General features: G+C 57.4%; 16 protein-coding genes. 13 read left to right on the forward strand and 3 right to left on the reverse strand.

The window, feature by feature from the left end; translation table 11 throughout:
• Positions 1–176: 176 nt before the first annotated feature.
• The 13 genes from trmJ (at position 177) to der (ending at position 12,897) form a co-directional block, all read left to right on the forward strand.
• On the forward strand, positions 177–1,040 hold the full coding sequence (gene trmJ / locus HP15_RS07455) for a tRNA (cytosine(32)/uridine(32)-2'-O)-methyltransferase TrmJ (protein ID WP_014576900.1): 864 nt from the start codon (positions 177–179) through the stop codon (positions 1,038–1,040).
• Positions 1,003–1,806 (forward strand): serine O-acetyltransferase, encoded by an 804-nt coding sequence (cysE, locus tag HP15_RS07460; RefSeq protein WP_227499763.1) that lies wholly within the window; start codon positions 1,003–1,005, stop codon positions 1,804–1,806. Before trmJ ends, cysE begins: the two co-directional genes overlap by 38 nt.
• 78 nt (positions 1,807–1,884) lie before the next feature.
• Positions 1,885–2,382 carry a Fe-S cluster assembly transcriptional regulator IscR gene (gene iscR / locus HP15_RS07465; RefSeq protein WP_008174321.1) on the forward strand — a complete coding sequence of 166 codons (498 nt, stop codon included), beginning with the start codon at positions 1,885–1,887 and terminating at the stop codon, positions 2,380–2,382.
• A 22-nt stretch (positions 2,383–2,404) separates the two neighbouring features.
• The gene (locus HP15_RS07470) at positions 2,405–3,553 is read left to right on the forward strand and encodes an IscS subfamily cysteine desulfurase (protein ID WP_008174323.1); all 1,149 of its coding nucleotides are present in this window, start codon (positions 2,405–2,407) and stop codon (positions 3,551–3,553) included.
• Positions 3,554–3,621: 68 nt separating this feature from the next.
• Positions 3,622–4,050, forward strand: a complete 429-nt coding sequence (gene ndk, locus HP15_RS07475) for a nucleoside-diphosphate kinase (protein WP_008174325.1) — start codon at positions 3,622–3,624, stop codon at positions 4,048–4,050.
• A 63-nt stretch (positions 4,051–4,113) separates the two neighbouring features.
• Positions 4,114–5,226, forward strand: coding sequence for a 23S rRNA (adenine(2503)-C(2))-methyltransferase RlmN (rlmN, locus tag HP15_RS07480; protein WP_008174327.1), 1,113 nt, complete (start codon positions 4,114–4,116; stop codon positions 5,224–5,226).
• A 74-nt stretch (positions 5,227–5,300) separates the two neighbouring features.
• A complete protein-coding gene (gene pilW, locus HP15_RS07485) occupies positions 5,301–6,074 on the forward strand; it encodes a type IV pilus biogenesis/stability protein PilW (protein ID WP_008174329.1) in 774 nt (257 codons plus the stop codon).
• The gene (locus HP15_RS07490) at positions 6,064–7,101 is read left to right on the forward strand and encodes a RodZ domain-containing protein (RefSeq protein WP_014576904.1); all 1,038 of its coding nucleotides are present in this window, start codon (positions 6,064–6,066) and stop codon (positions 7,099–7,101) included. The genes pilW and HP15_RS07490 overlap by 11 nt, the downstream gene beginning before the upstream one ends.
• A gap of 35 nt (positions 7,102–7,136) precedes the next feature.
• Positions 7,137–8,255, forward strand: a complete 1,119-nt coding sequence (ispG, locus tag HP15_RS07495) for a flavodoxin-dependent (E)-4-hydroxy-3-methylbut-2-enyl-diphosphate synthase (RefSeq protein WP_008174332.1) — start codon at positions 7,137–7,139, stop codon at positions 8,253–8,255.
• Positions 8,256–8,304: 49 nt separating this feature from the next.
• A complete protein-coding gene (gene hisS / locus HP15_RS07500; protein ID WP_014576905.1) occupies positions 8,305–9,585 on the forward strand; it encodes a histidine--tRNA ligase in 1,281 nt (426 codons plus the stop codon).
• 52 nt (positions 9,586–9,637) lie between these two features.
• Positions 9,638–10,294 carry a YfgM family protein gene (locus HP15_RS07505; RefSeq protein WP_014576906.1) on the forward strand — a complete coding sequence of 219 codons (657 nt, stop codon included), beginning with the start codon at positions 9,638–9,640 and terminating at the stop codon, positions 10,292–10,294.
• The gene (gene bamB / locus HP15_RS07510) at positions 10,294–11,466 is read left to right on the forward strand and encodes an outer membrane protein assembly factor BamB (RefSeq protein ID WP_014576907.1); all 1,173 of its coding nucleotides are present in this window, start codon (positions 10,294–10,296) and stop codon (positions 11,464–11,466) included. Before HP15_RS07505 ends, bamB begins: the two co-directional genes overlap by 1 nt.
• 9 nt (positions 11,467–11,475) lie before the next feature.
• Complete coding sequence (gene der, locus HP15_RS07515) at positions 11,476–12,897, forward strand: ribosome biogenesis GTPase Der (RefSeq protein ID WP_041645184.1); 1,422 nt, start codon at positions 11,476–11,478, stop codon at positions 12,895–12,897.
• 21 nt (positions 12,898–12,918) lie between these two features.
• On the opposite strand, the gene pta is transcribed toward der, so the two are convergent.
• From pta to HP15_RS07530, 3 genes are read right to left on the reverse strand one after another with little or no spacing between them, the layout of a single operon-like run.
• Entirely contained in the window at positions 12,919–15,081 is a 2,163-nt protein-coding gene (pta, locus tag HP15_RS07520) for a phosphate acetyltransferase (RefSeq protein WP_041645185.1), read from the reverse strand.
• Between the two features lie 27 nt (positions 15,082–15,108).
• A complete protein-coding gene (locus HP15_RS07525; RefSeq protein ID WP_014576910.1) occupies positions 15,109–16,305 on the reverse strand; it encodes an acetate/propionate family kinase in 1,197 nt (398 codons plus the stop codon).
• Positions 16,306–16,331: 26 nt separating this feature from the next.
• Positions 16,332–18,743 (reverse strand): bifunctional diguanylate cyclase/phosphodiesterase, encoded by a 2,412-nt coding sequence (locus HP15_RS07530; RefSeq protein ID WP_041646184.1) that lies wholly within the window; start codon positions 18,741–18,743, stop codon positions 16,332–16,334.
• Positions 18,744–18,929: the final 186 nt, after the last annotated feature.

An 18,929-nucleotide genomic window follows, 5' to 3' on the forward strand; every position in this document is an offset into this window, starting at 1 on the left:
TTCATTATCCGGGTGTGTGAAGGCCGGGTATCATAGCAAAAGATCACCCCGCTTGTATGTTTTTTGACTCAGCAATAGCACGGATAACCAGAGGTTACGGGTACTCCGGAGGGGCAGGGTGCCTTTGCTTTCTGCTATCATTGCCGCCCTGATCAATAACCTTGGGCCTGCTAACAATGCATAAAAGCGCACTTCCACAGGAAGGGACGGAAACATTCCAGGATCAGATCCGGATCGTTCTGGTTGAGACATCCCATTCAGGCAATATCGGCGCAGTCGCCCGTGCCATGAAAAATATGGGGCTCGGCAACCTGTGGCTGGTCAACCCGTCTTCGTTTCCGGACGAGGCTTCATACGCCCGTGCGGCGGGGGCTTCAGATGTGCTTGATAGCGCCCACGTGGTGTCTTCGCTCGATGAGGCGCTTGCCGACTGCGTTCTGGTAATGGGTACCAGTGCCCGGGGCAGAAAAGTCCCCTGGCCGGTGTGCGCCCCGCCCGAGGCTGCGGCCGCGGCCGCAGAGCACGCCGGCAGTGGCCCGGTGGCCATGGTGTTCGGCAGGGAGAACCATGGTCTCAGCAACGATGAGCTGCAGCGTTGTCATTATCATATTCATATTCCCTCCAATCCCGATTACAGCTCTCTCAACCTGGCCATGGCGGTGCAGGTCATGTGCTATGAATTGCGGATGTATTACCTCCGAAGCCTTGAAGGCGGTGAGGGAAGCCCATACTTAAAGTCGATGACCCGGCCCGGGGACGAAGGATGGGATGTGCCGCCGGCGAAAGTCCACGATGTTGAGGGCTTCTTCGGTCATCTTGAGCAGGTGCTTATCGATGTTGATTTCCATCGGCGGGAGAACCCCAGGCAGCTTATGACGCGCTTGCGGCGTCTGTTCCAGCGAGCCAGACTTGATCAGATGGAGATCAATATCCTCCGGGGCATCCTCACTGCTGTGCAGAAAGCGGCGGGCACACGGAACAACAGCAAATCAACCGAGGCCGATACTGCGGCGACGGAACAGGACAATGGCCATGTTTGAGCGTTTGCGGGAAGACATTAACAGCGTGTTCCATCGGGACCCCGCCGCCAGGAATACCTTTGAAGTGCTCACCAACTATCCCGGTTTGCACGCACTGCTTTTCCATCGGTTTTCCCATTGGTTGTGGAGTTTGGGGTTGAAATGGCTTGCGAGGACCATTTCGACGATCGCCCGTTGGCTTACCGGCATTGAGATTCATCCGGGTGCAACCATTGGTCGCCGCTTTTTCATCGACCACGGCATGGGTGTTGTTATTGGTGAGACTACGGTGATTGGCGACGACGTAACCCTCTATCAGGGGGTTACGCTGGGCGGAACCAGCTGGAACAAGGGTAAGCGGCATCCCACGATTGGCAACAGTGTGGTGGTTGGTGCCGGCGCCAAGATTCTGGGACCTTTTGAAGTAGGCGCGGGTGCCAAGATTGGTTCAAACTCGGTCGTTACCAAGGCTGTGCCAGAGGGTGCAACCGTTGTAGGTATTCCTGGCCGCGTTATTGTCAAACGCCAGGGCGAAGACGATGCCCGCCGCAAGGAGATGGAAGAGCGAATGGGCTTCGATGCATACGGCGTTACGGAAGAAATGCCGGACCCCGTAGCACGGGCCATGCGCTCTTTGCTTGATCACATGCATGCCGTGGATGACCGCATAGAGAATATGTGCAAGGCGTTGCGCAAGGTGAACAGTGAATACCAGAATGGTGAACTGCCACCGCTCCACGAGGAAGATTTCGATTGCGTGCGAGACGACGAAGAGGTGCGGCGCTGAATACTTGACTGAATTGGTTGGTCAATTCATACTCTGTTCTGCATTTTTGAGATTCAATCCCGCCATGGGGCTGACGCTATGAAGTTGACCACCAAAGGCCGCTATGCCGTTACGGCAATGCTGGATCTGGCTCTGCATGGAGACCAGGGGCCGGTGAGTCTGGCCGATATATCGGCGCGTCAGGAAATCTCACTGTCCTACCTGGAGCAGCTTTTCTCCCGTCTCCGCCGCCAGAAGCTGGTTGTCAGTATTCGCGGTCCCGGTGGTGGATACAGGCTCAGTCGTCCTGCGGCTGATCTCTACATTGCCGAAGTTGTTGATGCCGTCAGTGAATCGCTGGATACCACCCGGTGCGGCAACAAAGGCGATTGCCAGAACGGCGAGAAATGTCTGACCCATCACCTCTGGTCTGATCTCAGTGATCAGATTCATCAGTTTCTCAGCGAGATCAGTCTCGGAGACCTGATGAGGAAGCATGAAATTCGCCAGGTTGCGGATCGGCAAAATCGCCGCCAGTCCGACAGTGGCTCTGAAACCATCAATACCGAACGCCTGTCTGATCAGGCGCCGGCCTGACACCAACAAGTTTCCGGAATCCATGAAAAAGCCCGTTTATATGGACTACGCGGCCACCACGCCCGTTGATCCAGCCGTTGCTGATGAAATGATGAAATACCTCACGCTGGATGGTGTATTCGGTAATCCGGCATCCCGCACCCACGCCTATGGTTGGCAGGCAGAAGCCGCAGTGGAAGCTGCACGCAAGAAGGTCGCCAGTCTTGTCCACGCTGATCCGCGGGAGATTGTCTGGACCTCGGGGGCAACGGAATCAGACAACCTCGCCATCAAAGGGGCGGTTGCCGGCCGGCAGGGCGCTCATATCGTTACCTCCAGGATCGAGCACAAAGCGGTTGTTGATACCTGCAAGTGGCTGGAGCATCAGGGTACTGAAGTCACCTGGCTGGAGCCGGCAGCCGACGGAACCATCGGTTTTGATCAGGTGTTGGACGCGCTCAAGGAAAATACCGTGCTCGTCAGTCTGATGTTGGTGAACAACGAGCTTGGAACGATCAATGATATTGCCGCCATTGGTGCCGAATTGCGCCAAAGAGGCATTCTTTTTCACGTGGACGCCGCCCAGGCCGCCGGCAAGATGGCAATTGACGTCGGCTCCATGCCGGTGGATCTGCTGGCGCTTTCCGGCCACAAGGTTTATGGCCCGAAGGGCGTCGGCGCCCTGTACGTCAGGCGGTCGCCGGATGTTCGTATTGAGGCGCAGATTCATGGTGGTGGCCATGAGCGAGGAATGCGCTCCGGAACGCTCCCCACCCATCAGATTGTCGGAATGGGAAAGGCGTTCGAGATCGCCCAGTCCGCGCTTGAACAGGAAGTGGAGAAGCTGGAAGCCCTGCGGGAGGCGTTTCTTTCGGGGCTCCGGCCTCTCGAGGGTGTCACTCTCAACGGCAGTGAATCCCGGCGCGTCCCGGGCATAATGAATCTTTCCTTTGAAGGCGTCGATGCGGAGTCCCTCATGCTCGGCCTTCGGGATCTGGCGGTATCCTCCGGTTCGGCCTGCGCTTCAGCCACGGTAGAGCCCTCATATGTGCTTCGTGGCATCGGGTTGAGTGAACAGCAGGCCCATCGTGCGCTGCGCTTTTCCATCGGCCGCTACACCACGAACGAGGAAGTGGCGTTTGCCAGCGCGCAAATAGTTGATGTTGTTAGTCGCCTCCGCGCAGTGCGGTAGGAAGTTTGCCCCGGACTGCGTATAATCGCAGGCCAGAATTTTAACCATCCACAAACTGGAGAAATACCATGGCAACTGAGCGCACGCTCTCGATTATCAAGCCCGACGCGGTAGCAAAGAACGTGATCGGCGAAATTTACAGCCGCTTCGAGAAAGCTGGGCTGAACATCGTTGCTGCCAAGATGATGCACCTCACCCAGGAGCAGGCAGAAGGCTTTTACGCAGAGCACAAAGAGCGTCCGTTCTTTAACGACCTGGTTGCATTCATGACCTCCGGTCCGGTGGTTGTTCAGGTTCTGGAAGGTGAAGGCGCGATCCTTAAAAACCGTGACCTGATGGGCGCGACCAACCCGAAAGAAGCCGAGGCGGGCACTATCCGCGCTGATTTCGCATCGTCCATCGACGCAAACGCCGTTCACGGCTCTGATTCCGCGGCTTCTGCCGAGCGCGAAATCGCTTACTTCTTCAATGACAACGAGATCTGCCCGAGGGGCTGATTGCGTTGATCGGGGGCGATCATCCGGTCGCCTCCGAATTGATTATCTGATCGAGGTTATGAAATGACAGCGGCCGCTGAAAAAACCAATCTCCTGGGAATGCCAAAAGCAAAGCTCGAGGCCTTCTTCGAGTCCCTGGGAGAGAAGCGTTTTCGTGCCACTCAGGTTTTGCAGTGGATCCATCAGCGTGGCGCCGATGACTTCGATCAAATGACCAATATGAGCAAGGCGCTTCGGGAAAAGCTGAAGCAGGTTGCCGAGATCCGTGGTCCTGAGGTGGTGTACGACGAAACCTCCAAAGACGGCACCCGCAAGTGGGTGATGCGCATGGATAACGGCAACAGCGTGGAGACGGTACTGATTCCCGATGGCGAACGCGGCACACTCTGCGTTTCCTCACAGATTGGTTGCAGCCTGGACTGCACCTTCTGCTCCACCGGCAAGCGGGGCTTTAACCGTAATCTGACTGCGGCGGAAGTCATTGGCCAGGTGTGGGTTGCGCGCAAGGCCTTCATGCCGTTTGAGCCGGGCCCCGATCGGCCGATTACCAACGTGGTCATGATGGGCATGGGCGAGCCCCTGCTCAATTTTGACAATGTCGTGGACGCCATGAACCTCATGATGGAGGATCTGGCGTACGGGATCTCCAAGCGCCGGGTGACCCTCAGTACCTCTGGCGTGGTGCCCGCGCTGGATCGCCTGTCGGAAGTTACCGATGTTTCACTGGCCATTTCCCTGCATGCCCCGAATGATGAACTGCGTAACAAACTGGTTCCGTTGAATAAAAAGTACCCGATCTCAGAGCTGCTTGCGGCCACCAAGCGGTATTTCGCCCGTTTGCCAGACAAGCGTAAGGCTACAATCGAGTACACCGTTATCGAGGGGATGAACGATCAGCCCGAGCACGCCCGGGAACTGGCGGTGCTGTTGCGGGATCTTCCGTGCAAGATCAACCTGATTCCCTTCAATCCGTTTCCGGAGAGCGATTTCCGGAGACCGAGTATGAATGCCACGCGGCGGTTCCAGAACGTTCTTAACGAGGCTGGCTACATCACTACCATCAGAACCACGCGGGGCGATGACATTGACGCCGCCTGTGGGCAACTGGTCGGGCGGGTCGAGGACAGAACCCGGCGGAGTCAGCGGTATATTCAGGTTCAGCAGGTGAATCCCTGAACCAGATACGTCTTGCAGCCCAATCGAGGAAGGGGACACCCGTGATATCACCACCAGCAAACCGACGTTCATTCGTGTTGGCCACCCTGTTGCTGACCCTGCTGGTTACAGGTTGCGTTACCACTACCGACAGTCGGTTTTCACGGGAAGCAGATCAGCAGGAAGCGCTCGATAACTATGTGAAACTTGCCACGGCCTATATTGGGCAGGGCAATCTTGAACGTGCACGCCATCACCTCGACAGGGCATTGAAACTGGATTCAGATGACCCCGGCGCCAGGGCTGCGATGGGGCTTGTCTATAACGCCGAGGGTGAGCCAGAACTGGCTGAGCGTAATTTCAAACAGGCTATTTCCGAGGATCCAGGGTACACACGGGCGCGGGTTTATTACGGAGCTTTCCTGTTCGGCCAGAACCGGATGGAAGACGCGCGGGATCAATTCCGTGCTGCGTCCCGGGATACCGGTTATCAGGATCGCGGCTCGGTTTTCTTTAACCTGGGCATGACCCAGGAGCGCCTCGGAGAACTGGAAGCTGCGGCCACATCCTATCGCCGCGCAGTGGAGTTGACACGAGGCGATGCACGTTCCCTGCTGGCGCTCTCCCGGGTGTCCGTAGAGACTGGCGACTACGACGACGCGGCACGCTATTACTCGCGACTGATTTCATTGATGCAGCGAAATCAGCGTCTGGTCCACTCACCGGAGAGCCTTCTTACCGGAATCCGCATTGCCCGCTTCTACAGTGATGAAAACCAGGAGGCGAGCCTTGCGCTTCAACTCAGAAACAAATTTCCGGAGTCAGTCGAATACCAACAATATAAGGTGCTGATTTCTAATGGCAACTGAAGAAAACTCACAGCCAGCTACGAAGGAGCCCGTAGGGCGGCAGCTTCAAAAGGCACGGGAGAAAACCGGTCTGAGTACCGGTGATGTCGCAGCAGCGCAGCATTTGCGTCCTTCGGTAATCCAGGCGATCGAGTCGGGAGATTACAGCCAGATTGACAGTGAACTCTTTCTGAAAGGGTATGTCAGGGCTTATGCAAAACAGGTTGGGCTGGACGCAGATGCAGTGATTGCCGACCTCGACCAGGAACTGGAACCCATTCGGCAACAGCGGGAACAGGAGCAGGAAGCCAATCCGCTGGTAGACATCGAACGTCGCAGACGTCGTAAACGTCAGCTTGCCAAGGCTCTGTTTTTCCTGGTGGTGCTGGGCATTGCCGGATACCTTGCTTTCACCTTTCTGGCTCCTGCACAGGGCCCGGCGCCTTCCGAGCCGACGACAGAACCGGAATCAGTGCCGGAGGAGCCTGCTCCTGCTGAAGCCGAGGAATCGGCTGCGTTGGCCGAGCCAGAGCGCTCCGAACCTGTGCTTGTTGCCAGTGCTGAAGAGTCGGAATCGGCAGTTATGGAGGCGGAGGCGCCTACCGTGCAGCAGTCTGAAACAGAAACTGAGGCTCAAGCGCCTGAAACTGACGTTGGTGAAAATCAGGTGCCTGAAAACACACTGGCTACGGACGATGGCGCGGCTGATGCAACCGAGCCTGTTACCGATCAGATTCCTGCGGTCGTCCAGACCCCCGAGCCGGTTCTGGAAGACCCGAATGGGCTGTCGGATGCTTCGGACAACGGTCGACTCCAGATTCGCTTCAGTGACGATTGTTGGGTGCAGATCAGTGACGCAGCCGGTAACCGCCTGGTGAATTCGCTCCAGCGTAACGGGGATCTGATTGATATCGAGGGGCCGACGCCCTTGAGGGTTGTGATTGGCGCAGTCGATGCGGTTGAATCCATCCGTTTCCAGGGCGAGCCAGTGGATATCGGTGGCTACCGGGTTGTTAACAACCGGTCAGAATTCACCCTGACAATCTGAAATTTGATCAAATTTTCCATATCGGTCAGTAAGACATGAAACAGGATTCCCCGATTATCAGACGCAAATCCCGCCAGATCATGGTGGGCAATGTTCCTGTGGGTGGTGACGCGCCGATTGCGGTGCAGAGCATGACCAACACCGAAACCTGTGACGTCGAGGCCACCGTTGGCCAGATCAAGGCATTGCAGGAGGCAGGTGCGGACATAGTGCGTGTTTCCGTTCCGTCCATGGACGCCGCTGAGGCGTTCGGGAAGATTCGGGAGCAGGTTTCCCTGCCGTTGGTTGCCGACATCCACTTCGATTACAAAATCGCTCTTCGGGTAGCAGAACTGGGTGTTGACTGTCTCCGGATCAATCCGGGCAATATCGGCCGTGATGACCGCGTCAGTGCCGTAATCAGTGCGGCCCGGGACGGCAATATCCCCATTCGCATTGGTGTGAACGCAGGTTCGCTGGAGAAGTCTCTCCAGCGCAAATATGGCGAGCCGACGGCAGACGCGCTGGTGGAGTCCGCCATGCGCCACATCGATATCCTGGATCGTCATGACTTCCAGGATTTCAAGGTGAGCCTGAAAGCGTCGGAAGTGTTTATGACGGTCGATGCCTACCGTAAGATTGCCCAGCAGATTGAGCAGCCCCTGCACCTTGGCATCACCGAGGCCGGTGGTTTGAGATCTGGAACCGTGAAGTCCTCCATTGGCCTTGGCATGCTGTTGATGGACGGCATCGGTGACACCATCCGGGTATCGCTTGCAGCGGACCCCGTGCAGGAAATCAAGGTGGGCTTCGATATCCTGAAGAGCCTGCGCCTGCGCAGTCGCGGTATAAACTTCATCGCCTGTCCCAGCTGTTCCCGGCAGAATTTCGATGTCATCCAGACCATGAATGATCTGGAAGCTCGTCTGGAGGATGTAAACGATTCTCTGGATGTGGCCATCATCGGGTGCATCGTAAACGGTCCGGGTGAGGCGAAAGTGGCGGATCTCGGACTTACCGGCGGAAGCCCCAAGAACCTCTTCTACATGGCGGGAAAGCCGAACCAGAAGCTGGACAACGCGACATTGACGGATGATCTGGAGCGCCTGATTCGCGAGGAAGTGGCACGGCGCAAGGAACAGGAAGATTCGATTATTGCCCGGTCAGACAACTGATTGTTTCCAGTTCCCGGCATAACCATCCAGAAAAAGTTAAGGGTTAACATTGGCAAAGATTCAGGCAATTCGCGGGATGAACGATATCCTGCCGGAGCAGACGCCGGTTTGGCAGTTTGTGGAATCCACGGTTCGCAGGGTACTGGCCCAGTATGGCTACCAGGAAATCCGCATGCCGATTGTGGAACAGACCGATCTGTTCAAGCGTTCGATTGGTGAAGTGACCGACATCGTCGAAAAGGAAATGTACACCTTTGAAGACCGCAACGGTGACAGTCTGACCCTCCGCCCGGAGGGCACCGCCGGTTGTGTTCGGGCCGCCGAAGAGCACGGTCTTCTGTTCAATCAGACCCGCCGTCTCTGGTACACCGGCCCGATGTTCCGGCACGAACGTCCGCAAAAAGGCCGCTATCGCCAGTTTCATCAGATTGGCGTGGAGTGTTTTGGCATGAACGGTCCGGACATTGATGCCGAACTGCTCATCTTGACGGCAAGGCTCTGGAAAGAGCTTGGGCTTGCCGAGCATACCCGGCTTGAGATCAATTCCATCGGAACGTCGGAGTCCCGTCGGGTTTACCGGTCCGCCCTCGTGGATTACCTAGGTCAGTTCAAGGCAGACCTGGATGCCGATAGCCAGCGTCGCCTCGAATCGAACCCCCTGCGCATTCTGGACAGCAAGGATCCTTCGACGCGGAAAATCCTGGAAAACGCGCCCAGCCTTGACGACTATCTCGACGAAGAATCCCGCGAGCACTTCGAGCGTCTGAAGGCGCTTCTTGAGGCCGCAGGGGTGAATTATTCAGTGAATCCAGCGCTGGTGCGGGGCCTCGATTACTACGGCAAGACGGTGTTCGAGTGGATTACAGACAGCCTCGGCGCCCAGGGTACGGTGTGTGCAGGTGGTCGATACGATGGCCTGGTGGAGCAGCTGGGTGGCAAGCCGACCTTCGCAGTGGGCTTTGCAATGGGCCTTGAGCGCCTTATCCTGCTGCTGGAAACGCTGGAACTGGTTCCTGAGCACGTAAACAGCAATGCCGATGTCTACGTAACGGCGATGGGCGAGGGCGCATTGGCGCCTGCGCTCGTTCTGGCTGAACAGCTCCGGGCAGCCCTGCCAGAGCGCGTGATTGTTTCCCATTGTGGCGGTGGCAGTTTCAAAAGCCAGATGAAAAAGGCAGACCGCAGTGGTGCCAGGTACGCGGTGATTCTGGGCGAGAACGAAGTGGCCAACGGCACCGCCGGGCTTAAACCCTTGCGAGCCGACGAGCCGCAGGCGGAGATCGCCCAGGACAAGCTTGCGGACACACTGGCAGCGGCGCTGGCCGGCTGAGCCTGAACAAATTTACTGATACAAAAGCAAAAATTCGACTACAGGAGTCCTCATGGCAGAGTTGCGCACCGAAGAAGAACAGATCCAGGCGATCAAGGACTGGTGGAAAAAGAACGGCAGCTCACTGCTCATCGGTATTGGTGCGGCCCTGGCCATTGTGTTTGGCTGGCAGGCCTGGCAGAACCATCAGGCCCAGCAGCGCACCGAAGCGGCCAATCAGTTTGCCAACCTGCTGAATGCCTTCAGCGATCAGGCCGATGAAACCAGTGGCGAGACCGTCGCTTTTGTGGCGCAGACCCTCCGGGAAGACTACACGGACAGTGCCTATGCGGTTTACGGCAACCTGATCCTGGCCCGTCAGCAGCTGATGCAGGATGGCAACGCCGAGGCCGCCATTGATTCCCTGAAGTGGGCCCTTGAAAACACCGGTGAACACGAGGCACTGGCACTTGTCGTGCGCAATCGTCTGGCGCGCGCCCAGTTTACCGCAGGCCAGTACGAGGATGCTCTGGCCACCATCGACGGAGCCGGTAATGCCGATGCGTTTGATGCCATGTATTCCGAGCTTCGTGGCGATATCCTGCTTGCCCAGGGCGATCGCGAGGGTGCGCGTGAGGCCTACCTGGCTGCCCGTGAGCAGAGTCAGCAGGGCCGTAGCGGTATTCTGGAACTGAAACTGGCAGACCTTGGCGTCGGGGAGGATGCCTGATGCCGGTTCTCCGCGACAGGATCCCAAGACGCGGATTTTTCCTGGGGCTGGCGCTTCTGGCTGCGCTTTCCGGCTGCAGCAGCACGGATACGTTCGAGCAACCTGTACCGGTTCCCGAGATTGAGGCGTCCGTCGAATTCGAACGCGTCTGGAGCATGTCTGTTGGCGATGGCCATGATGGTGATTTTCTCTACCTTGCGCCACTGGTTACCGGGGATCTGATCTACGCGGCCTCCGCAGACGGTGAGCTTTATGCGGTAGCGACGGAGACCGGAGAGGTTGCCTGGGAATCCGAATTTGAAGATCGCATCTTCTCGGGGCTTGGTGGTGATGGTCAGAATCTGTACCTGACCACCGAGAATGCCGACCTGGTGGCCCTTTCCCGGGAGGATGGCTCTGAGGTGTGGCGTACGTCTTTGCCGACGGAAGTGCTGTCATCGCCACAATCCAACGGTTCTCTGGTTGTAGCCCAGACGACAGACGGCAAGGTACTAGGCTTCAGTGCCACCGATGGCGAGAAGCTCTGGCAGTATGATGGCTCCGTTCCGGTGCTGTCCATGCGCGCTGCCGCGGCTCCCCTGGTGGGCGGTGATGTGGTTATTGCGTCTTTTGCCAGTGGCAAGCTGATCGCGCTGACGGCAGCATCGGGCCAACCCATGTGGCAATACGAGGTAGGTCAGCCCCAGGGACGCACTGAGCTCGAGAGACTGGTAGACGTAACCGGCCAGCCGCTTGTCATTGAGACTGCCGTCATGGTGGTTGGTTACCAGGGCAAGCTGGCCCTTGTTGATATTCGTACCGGGCAGGAGATCTGGAGCCGGAAGGCCTCCAGCCTCTACTCTCCGATGATTGGTGGCGGTCAGATCTATCTTGCCGCTGCTGATGGCGAGATCATTGCCCTCAGAGGCTCGGACCGTCGCGAGGTCTGGACCCAGGATCGTCTTGCCTGGCGCCAACTGACCCAGCCGATGGTTTATGAAGACTACCTTGTGGTGGGCGATTTTGAAGGCTACCTCCATGCGTTGGACCGTGAAGATGGCAGCCTGGTTGGGCAGCGCGAATTCGACGATGAGGGTATCCGCGTACCGGCACAGCGCCTCGCCAATGGTAACCTGCTGGTTTTTGGCAACAGCGGAAAGATGGCCGTATTCCAGGTTAAGCCGCAGGATTGATCCCCAATTATGACCCCAGTTATTGCCCTTGTCGGACGCCCTAACGTCGGCAAATCGACATTATTTAATCAGATGACCCGTTCCAGGGATGCCCTGGTTGCGGACTTTCCGGGGCTTACCCGAGACCGCAAATACGGTGAGGGTAGTTATGAGGGCCAGCGTTTCATCGTTATAGACACCGGTGGCCTTACCGGTGACGAGCAGGGCCTTGACCTGGAAATGGCCCGGCAGTCCATGCAGGCGGTAGAAGAAGCCGACATCGTGCTATTCCTGGTGGACGGCAGGGCCGGCCTCACTGCAGGCGATGAGCTGATTGCAGACAGTCTTCGCCGCTCGGGCAAGCAGGCGCATCTGGTCGTGAACAAGACCGATGGACAAGATCCGGACATCGCCGCGTCGGATTTCTACAGTCTTGGCTTTGAATCCACGTTCCTGATCGCAGCTTCCCACAACCGCGGAATCCGCTCCATGCTTGAAATCCTGTTGCCCTCTGAAGAGGAGCGGGAGGAAGAGGACCGGGCAGATCGCTACCCCGGCATCCGCATCGGTGTGGTGGGCAGGCCGAACGTGGGCAAGTCCACACTGGTCAACCGCATGCTCGGTGAGGACCGTGTGGTGGTTTATGACATGCCCGGCACTACCAGGGACAGCGTCTATATCCCCTACGAGCGGCAAGGCAGCCAATACACGTTGATTGATACTGCCGGTGTCCGTCGAAGAAAGAATGTCAGCGAAGTGGTGGAGAAGTTTTCCATCATAAAAACGCTGCAGGCGATCGATGACGCCCATGTGGTTATCCTGGTTATTGATGCCCGGGAAGGTCTGGTTGATCAGGATCTTCACCTGATCGGGTTTGTGTTGGATGCCGGCCGCTCGCTAGTCATTGCCGTCAACAAGTGGGACGGCATGGACCCGGAAGACCGTGCCCGGGTGAAAGAACAGGTTCAGCGTCGCCTGGACTTTCTGGATTACGCTGATAAGCACTATATCTCGGCGCTTCACGGCTCCGGCGTCGGCGTGATGTATGAGTCGGTGCAAGCCTGCTACGAGTCCGCCATGGCGAAATGGCCAACCAACCGCCTGACTGCGATTCTGCAGGATGCTATTGCCCAGCATCAGCCGCCCATGGTGCACGGTCGTAGGATCAAGCTGCGTTACGCGCACCAGGGCGGTTCCAACCCCCCAGTGATTGTAGTTCACGGTAACCAGGTGGATTCCCTGCCGGGCGCATACAAGCGGTATCTTGAGAATACCTTCCGTAAGGTTCTGAAGGTAACGGGTTCACCAATCCGCTTCGAGTTTAAATCGGGTGAAAATCCGTTTGCCGGCAAAGTGGATCGGCTAACTCCGCGTCAGAAGGTCAAGAAGGACAACGACGAGAAGAAGGGCCGTCGTCCGAAAAAACAGCGCCAGAAGAGCCTCAAGCGCTGAGTGAGTGGCCGGGCTCAGGACTTATTCCTGGTCCGGCCCCGCACTTTCCACCTGCTTGGCCTGCACAGCGGTTAACGCAACCGTAAACACGATATCCTCCACCAGAGCCCCACGTGAAAGGTCGTTCACCGGCTTGCGCAAGCCCTGAAGCATTGGCCCGACACTGACCACATTGGCACTTCGCTGAACCGCCTTGTAAGTGGTATTGCCGGTGTTCAGATCCGGGAATACGAATACCGTTGCCTTGCCTGCGACTTTGCTGTCCGGCGCCTTGCTTCTTGCGACGCTTTCGATGGCCGCTGCATCGTATTGGAGTGGTCCGTCTATCAGCAGATCCGGCCTGCGCTCGCGAGCGATCCTCGTCGCCTCCCTGACTTTCTCGACATCCTGGCCGCTGCCGGACTCTCCGGTGCTGTAACTGATCATGGCGACCAGCGGCTCGATACCAAAGGCTTCCGCAGACTCCGCACTCTGGATGGCGATGTCGGCCAGTTCCTCGGCATTGGGGTCTGGATTGATGGCGCAGTCCCCGTAGACCACCACTTGTTGCGGCAACAACATGAAGAACACGGAAGAGACTACCTTTGCATGCTCATGGGTCTTGATCAGTTGCAGGGCAGGGCGCACCGTATTCGCCGTCGTGTGAATGGCACCGGATACCAGTCCATCAGCTTCATCCAGAGCCACCATCATGGTACCGAGAACGACGTTGTCTTCGAGCATGGCTTCCGCCATGTCTGATGTCAGTCCTTTATGCTTGCGAAGTTCTACCATCGGAGCGACGTAGCGTTGTCGCACCTCCCCTGGATCAATGATCTCGATATCCCCGGGCAGTTCCAGATCCTGGGAATCCGCTACCCGTTTTATCTCTGCCGCATTCCCGATCAAGGCACACCTTGCTAACCTGCGTTGATGGCAGATGATGGCGGCCTGTACGGTTCTTGGCTCGCTGCCCTCCGGCAATATGATGCGCTTATTCGCGGCCCGGGCCCGCTCGGACAGCTGGTATCGGAAGGCGGGAGGGGAAAGCCTGTCCTGCCGGGCAACCTTGAGATGCTGTTGCAACCAGTTGGTGTCGATACGGGTTGCCACCGCTTCCATCGCCTTTTCAATCCGGTTGGGGTCATCAATCGGGATGGCCGCCGACAGGTTGGCCAGCATATGAGCAGTTTCATAGGTATTGGCGTCTGACCCCAGAACCGGAAGGCCTGTTTCCAGGGCCCTGTGGCACAGGGTGATCACTCGCTGGTCGGGTATCAGGCCACCGGTCAGCATCAGGCCGGCGAGGGGAACCCCGTTGAGAGCGGCAACAGCTGTGGCCACCACGATGTCTTCGCGATCTCCGGGCGTGACCAGAAGAGTGCCAGGCCTGAGGGTTTCCGTCATGTTCCGAATGCTACGGGCGCAAACCGATACCTTCTGGACCCGCCTGGCGTGCATCTGCCCCTCATTGAGGACCGGTAACCCGAGTTCCCTGGCAATGTCGGATACCCTGGGGGCCAGCAAATCCGCCTGCCATGGAATCTCGGCTAAGAGGTGAAAGCGGCCCTCGCTGAATACCGTGCACTCGGTCTGGTAGTCGACAGTGACGGGGGCAGGGTGGTTGTTGTTGGAACGAGGCTCAAGGCCCGACTGCTCGGGCTCCCCAACCTTGTTCAGGATGACGCCAATGACGTCCGGATCACTGGGACTGGCAAACAGGCGTGACGAGAAGTCCAGTTCTTCATCCAGTTGCCTGGCGTCCAGGTCTTTGGGCGTGCTCACCAGGATTACCTCGGAACCCAGGTTGCGGGCAACTTCCACGTTCAGCCTGGCGATGTAGGCTTCGCTGCGGTCTGGGACGAGGCCTTCGATGATCACCACATCCACATCCCGGGCAACCTTCTGGTATTCACCCACGACTGTTTCGAGGAGGTAGTCGGCTTTGCCTCTGTTAAGCAGTTGTTGCGCTTCCTTGAGGGCAATCGGGTCTGGCGGGTTCAGGTGGCTGCTGGCCCTCACAAACGCCACCGACGAGTCCTGGCCAGCGTTGTGCATGGATTCTGCGCGGTGAACCGCCTGGCAGAAGGGTTTGTAGAAGCCAACGCTGACGCCTACCCGTTCAAGGGCGCGCAACAGACCCAGGCAAACGGAGGTCAGGCCTGAGTCCATGGAAGTCGGTGCAAAAAAGAGACTCTTTGCCATAGTGGTATTCCTGATGATGCGTTTGGGTCAGGCCTGAATGTCAGAGCCTGCAAGCCGAGTTGCTTCCCGGGCAATGACCAGCTCTTCGTTGGTGGGAATCACCAAAACCGGAAATCGCGAGTCGGGGCTTTCAATATGTCCGTCGCTGAATTGGCCATGATGGATGTTGAGGTCCTGGCTGAGCTCGAATCCCGTCAGTTTGAGATGGCGAATGGTCTCTTCCCTGATCCGCGGGCTGTTTTCCCCGATGCCGCCGGTGAAAACCAGAGCGTCCAGCTGGCTCAGGGACGCCATCATCGCGCCAACGTAGCGGGCGAGGCGAAAGCAGAACACATCAATAGCGGTTTGTGATGGTTCATGGCCATGGTCCGCGAGTTCACAGAGTGAGCGCATGTCGTTCGTCTGGCCGGACAGTCCAAGGAGGCCACTCTCCTGATTCAGAACCCGATGAACCTCATCCGCGGCGATTCCCTTGCTGCGGAGAAAGTCGAACAGGCCGGGGTCGACATCCCCGCTACGGGTGCCCATTACCAGACCCTCAAGTGGCGTCAGGCCCATGCTGGTATCCACACTGATTCCGTCACGGATGGCGGTAATGCTGCACCCGTTGCCCAGATGGGCCGATATGACCGAGGTGGTTGCCGGCGTTTTGCCCAGCAAACGGGCGGCTTCTGATGCCATAAAGGCGTGACTGGTACCGTGGAATCCGTATCTCCGGATCCCCCAGTCGCGGTACCAGGCCTCTGGAAGCGCATAGAGGAAGGCCCGTCTGGGCAGGGTCTGATGAAACGCGGTGTCGAAAACGGCCGTCTGCGGTACATCGGGAAACTGTGCCAGGGTTGCCCGAATCCCGGACAGGTTGACCGGGTTGTGAAGAGGGGCAAGGCCTGCGCAGCTTTCAATGGCCTTGAGCACATCGCCATCAATGAGTACGGCCTCATGGAAGGTCTCACCACCATGAACGACCCTGTGACCTATGGCCGAGGGAGCCGTTGTCATCAGTCCCAGGTCCCGGAAAGCCGTGACCAGTGTCTCTAGCGCCTGATCATGGCCGGCGCCAGCGTCCAGAGGGATCGTTCCTTCCTGGCCGTCAATGTGGGCAAATGCATCGCTCTGGCCCAGGCGCTCGGCCAGAGCGGACACCAGTTTCCTGTGTTGGTTGTTGAACAGTGCGAGTTTCAGGGATGAGCTGCCGCAGTTCACGACAAGTACGGTGTCTTCCATGGGAATAGGCGTCCAACGGTTTCAAGTTATACGCGGCGATTGTTGGCCAGCCAGGCATCAAAGTCCGCCGCCGGCAGCGGACGACTGTAGAAATACCCCTGGGAGAAGTCACAACCTTCCTTCTTCAGGAAGTGGGTCTGAGCCTCTTCCTCAACCCCCTCGGCGATAACACGCAGGCCCAAACTATGAGCCATATTGATGATGGCTCTTACCAGTGAGGCGTCCTCAGGCTCCTTCATGACGTCCTGAACAAACGACTTGTCAATTTTCAGGGTATCAAACGGATAGCTCTTGAGATAACTGAGCGCTGAATAGCCCGTACCAAAATCGTCTACCGACAACCGGATGCCGGCTTTGTCCAGTTGGCGCAGGATTTCGGCGGTTTCGATCGAGTTGTCCAGAATGAGCCGTTCGGTAATTTCGAGTTCCAGCTGTTCCGGCGCCAGGCCACTGGTCGCCAGGGCGTGCATAACAGCCTCGGTAAAACCGGGATCGCGGAACTGACGGGGCGAGACGTTGACGGAAATGCCAATGTCTTTCCCGGTGGCTTCCTTCCAGCCCATGGCGGCTCGACAGGCCTCCAGGAGAACCCACTCACCGATCGGTGTAATCAGGCCGGTTTCCTCGGCCAGGGGAATGAATCGATCCGGCATTACCATGCCCATGGCCGGATTGTTCCACCGCAGCAACGCCTCAACCGAGCAAAGCGTGCCCGAGTCGGTATTAACAATTGGCTGGAAATACAACTCGAACTCCTTCAGCTCCAGAGCCCTGCGCATGCTGGACTCCATCTTCAGGCGTTCATGGGAAACTTCGGTCATTTCCGGCGCGAAATGGGCAAACGAGCTCTTGCCCTTGTGTTTGGCCTGGTACATGGCGGCATCAGCGTGCTGCAGGAGCGTACCGCTGTTGTCGGAGTCCGTCGGGAAAATGGCGATGCCGATACTCGTGGTTACGAACACCTCCTGCCCATTCAGAATGTACGGTGGCGAGAAGGTCTTCAGGATACGCTCTGCGACCTGCGAGGAAGCCTCGGGGCCAGTCAGGCCTGGCAGGATCACGAGGAACTCATCGCCACCCAGGCGGGCAACAGTGCTGGTACCGCGAAGGCAACTTGAAATTCGACGGGCCGCCTCAATCAGCAGGTTATCGCCGGCATCGTGGCCAAGGGTGTCGTTAATGTGTTTGAAGTTGTCGAGATCCAGGAACATGACGCCCACAAGCGTGCTTTCCCTGCGCGCCTGGGCCAGTGCAAGCTTCAGCCGGTCCAGGGCAAGCATCCGGTTAGGCAGCCCTGTAAGGATGTCGTAATTGGCCTGACGCAGAAGTTGCTGTTCATAGCGTTTCCGGATGCTGATGTCTTCACCGAGGATGAGGTACCCGGTGGTGCCGCCGGCCTCGTCCTTGATCGGGGTAACAATCAGTTGCTCCCAGAAGCGTTCTCCGTTCCGGCGCACACTGTTCACTTCACCCTGCCAGACTCCGACTCGTTGCACCTGCAAGCGGATGGACTGCCACAAGTGTCGGCTATCACGGTTCTCTATGTCGTTGTCACCCAGTGCGCCAGGGTGTTTGCCGATGATGGAGGCAGCCTCATAACCGGTTAACTGGGTGAATTTCTGGTTGGCAAACTCGATACGCCATTGGCGGTCGCAGATCAGAACCGAAGAGGGGCTCTGCTCAATGGCCTTGGAAAACTTGCGGATTTCCGCCGCATCCTTTTGTTGGCGTTCCATGTCTGCGTTGAGACGTTCACGCATCTGGTTGATGGCGTCCGTGACACGGCCGAGCTCATCATTCCGGTTAGACGGCGTGTTGGGCCTTTCCAGGGTAAGTGGCTTCGACGTTGTCGTCAGTGAGAAGTCGCGGGCGTAGTTCGCCATGGTGGTCAGATGGCGCGCAACGAAATGCTGGAATATCCAGATAATCAGTATCGAAACAAAGAACGTCTTCAGGAACTGGGTCAGCAGAATGACGCCCACCTTGCGCTTCAGTTCGTCGTAGACGCGATCAAGGTCTGCGGTCACCGTCAGTTCGCCCAGCTTGAACATTTCATCGCCCTGATGGACAAGGCTGAAGCTGTGAGAGGTGGTTTTCGCGTCCCTGGGTATCTCGCCCATCACCAGTTCAGAATCGGGTTCTATTCGCAAGCGAAGGTGCACCACATCCGGCAAGCTGAGTATGCCTTCCATCTGGGTTTGCAGGAGCTTCTGGTCCAGGGCCCACAAGCTTCTGGCAAGGCTAGAGGCGTAGCCCGACTCTACAACCTGCATGCGGTTGTCGATTTGCGAGAGATCTTTTCGATAATCGGAGTAGATCTGGAGCGCGGATGCCACCAGTGTAAAGGCCGAGCTGAATAGCAGAATCCACGCCAACAGCCTGAAAGACAGGGGCGAGCCTGTGCGAAAACGTTGAAGACGCGTCGACAGTTTTGGCATGTCTTGAACTTCAGCCACCCAGACCGGTTAGGAGATCGGACACTTCCTTTGTTTCCGACTATAGCAGCAGTTTCTTTCGAATGCCTTGCAAATACAGGAAAAATCGAAGGAAATGTGTTGTGGTTCAGTATTTATGCGTACATGCGGTCTGACAAATACGTTGACCTGGATCAATACCTTGCGGGC

The organism is Marinobacter adhaerens HP15, from assembly GCF_000166295.1.
In the GTDB taxonomy this organism is placed as follows: Bacteria; Pseudomonadota; Gammaproteobacteria; order Pseudomonadales; family Oleiphilaceae; genus Marinobacter; species Marinobacter adhaerens.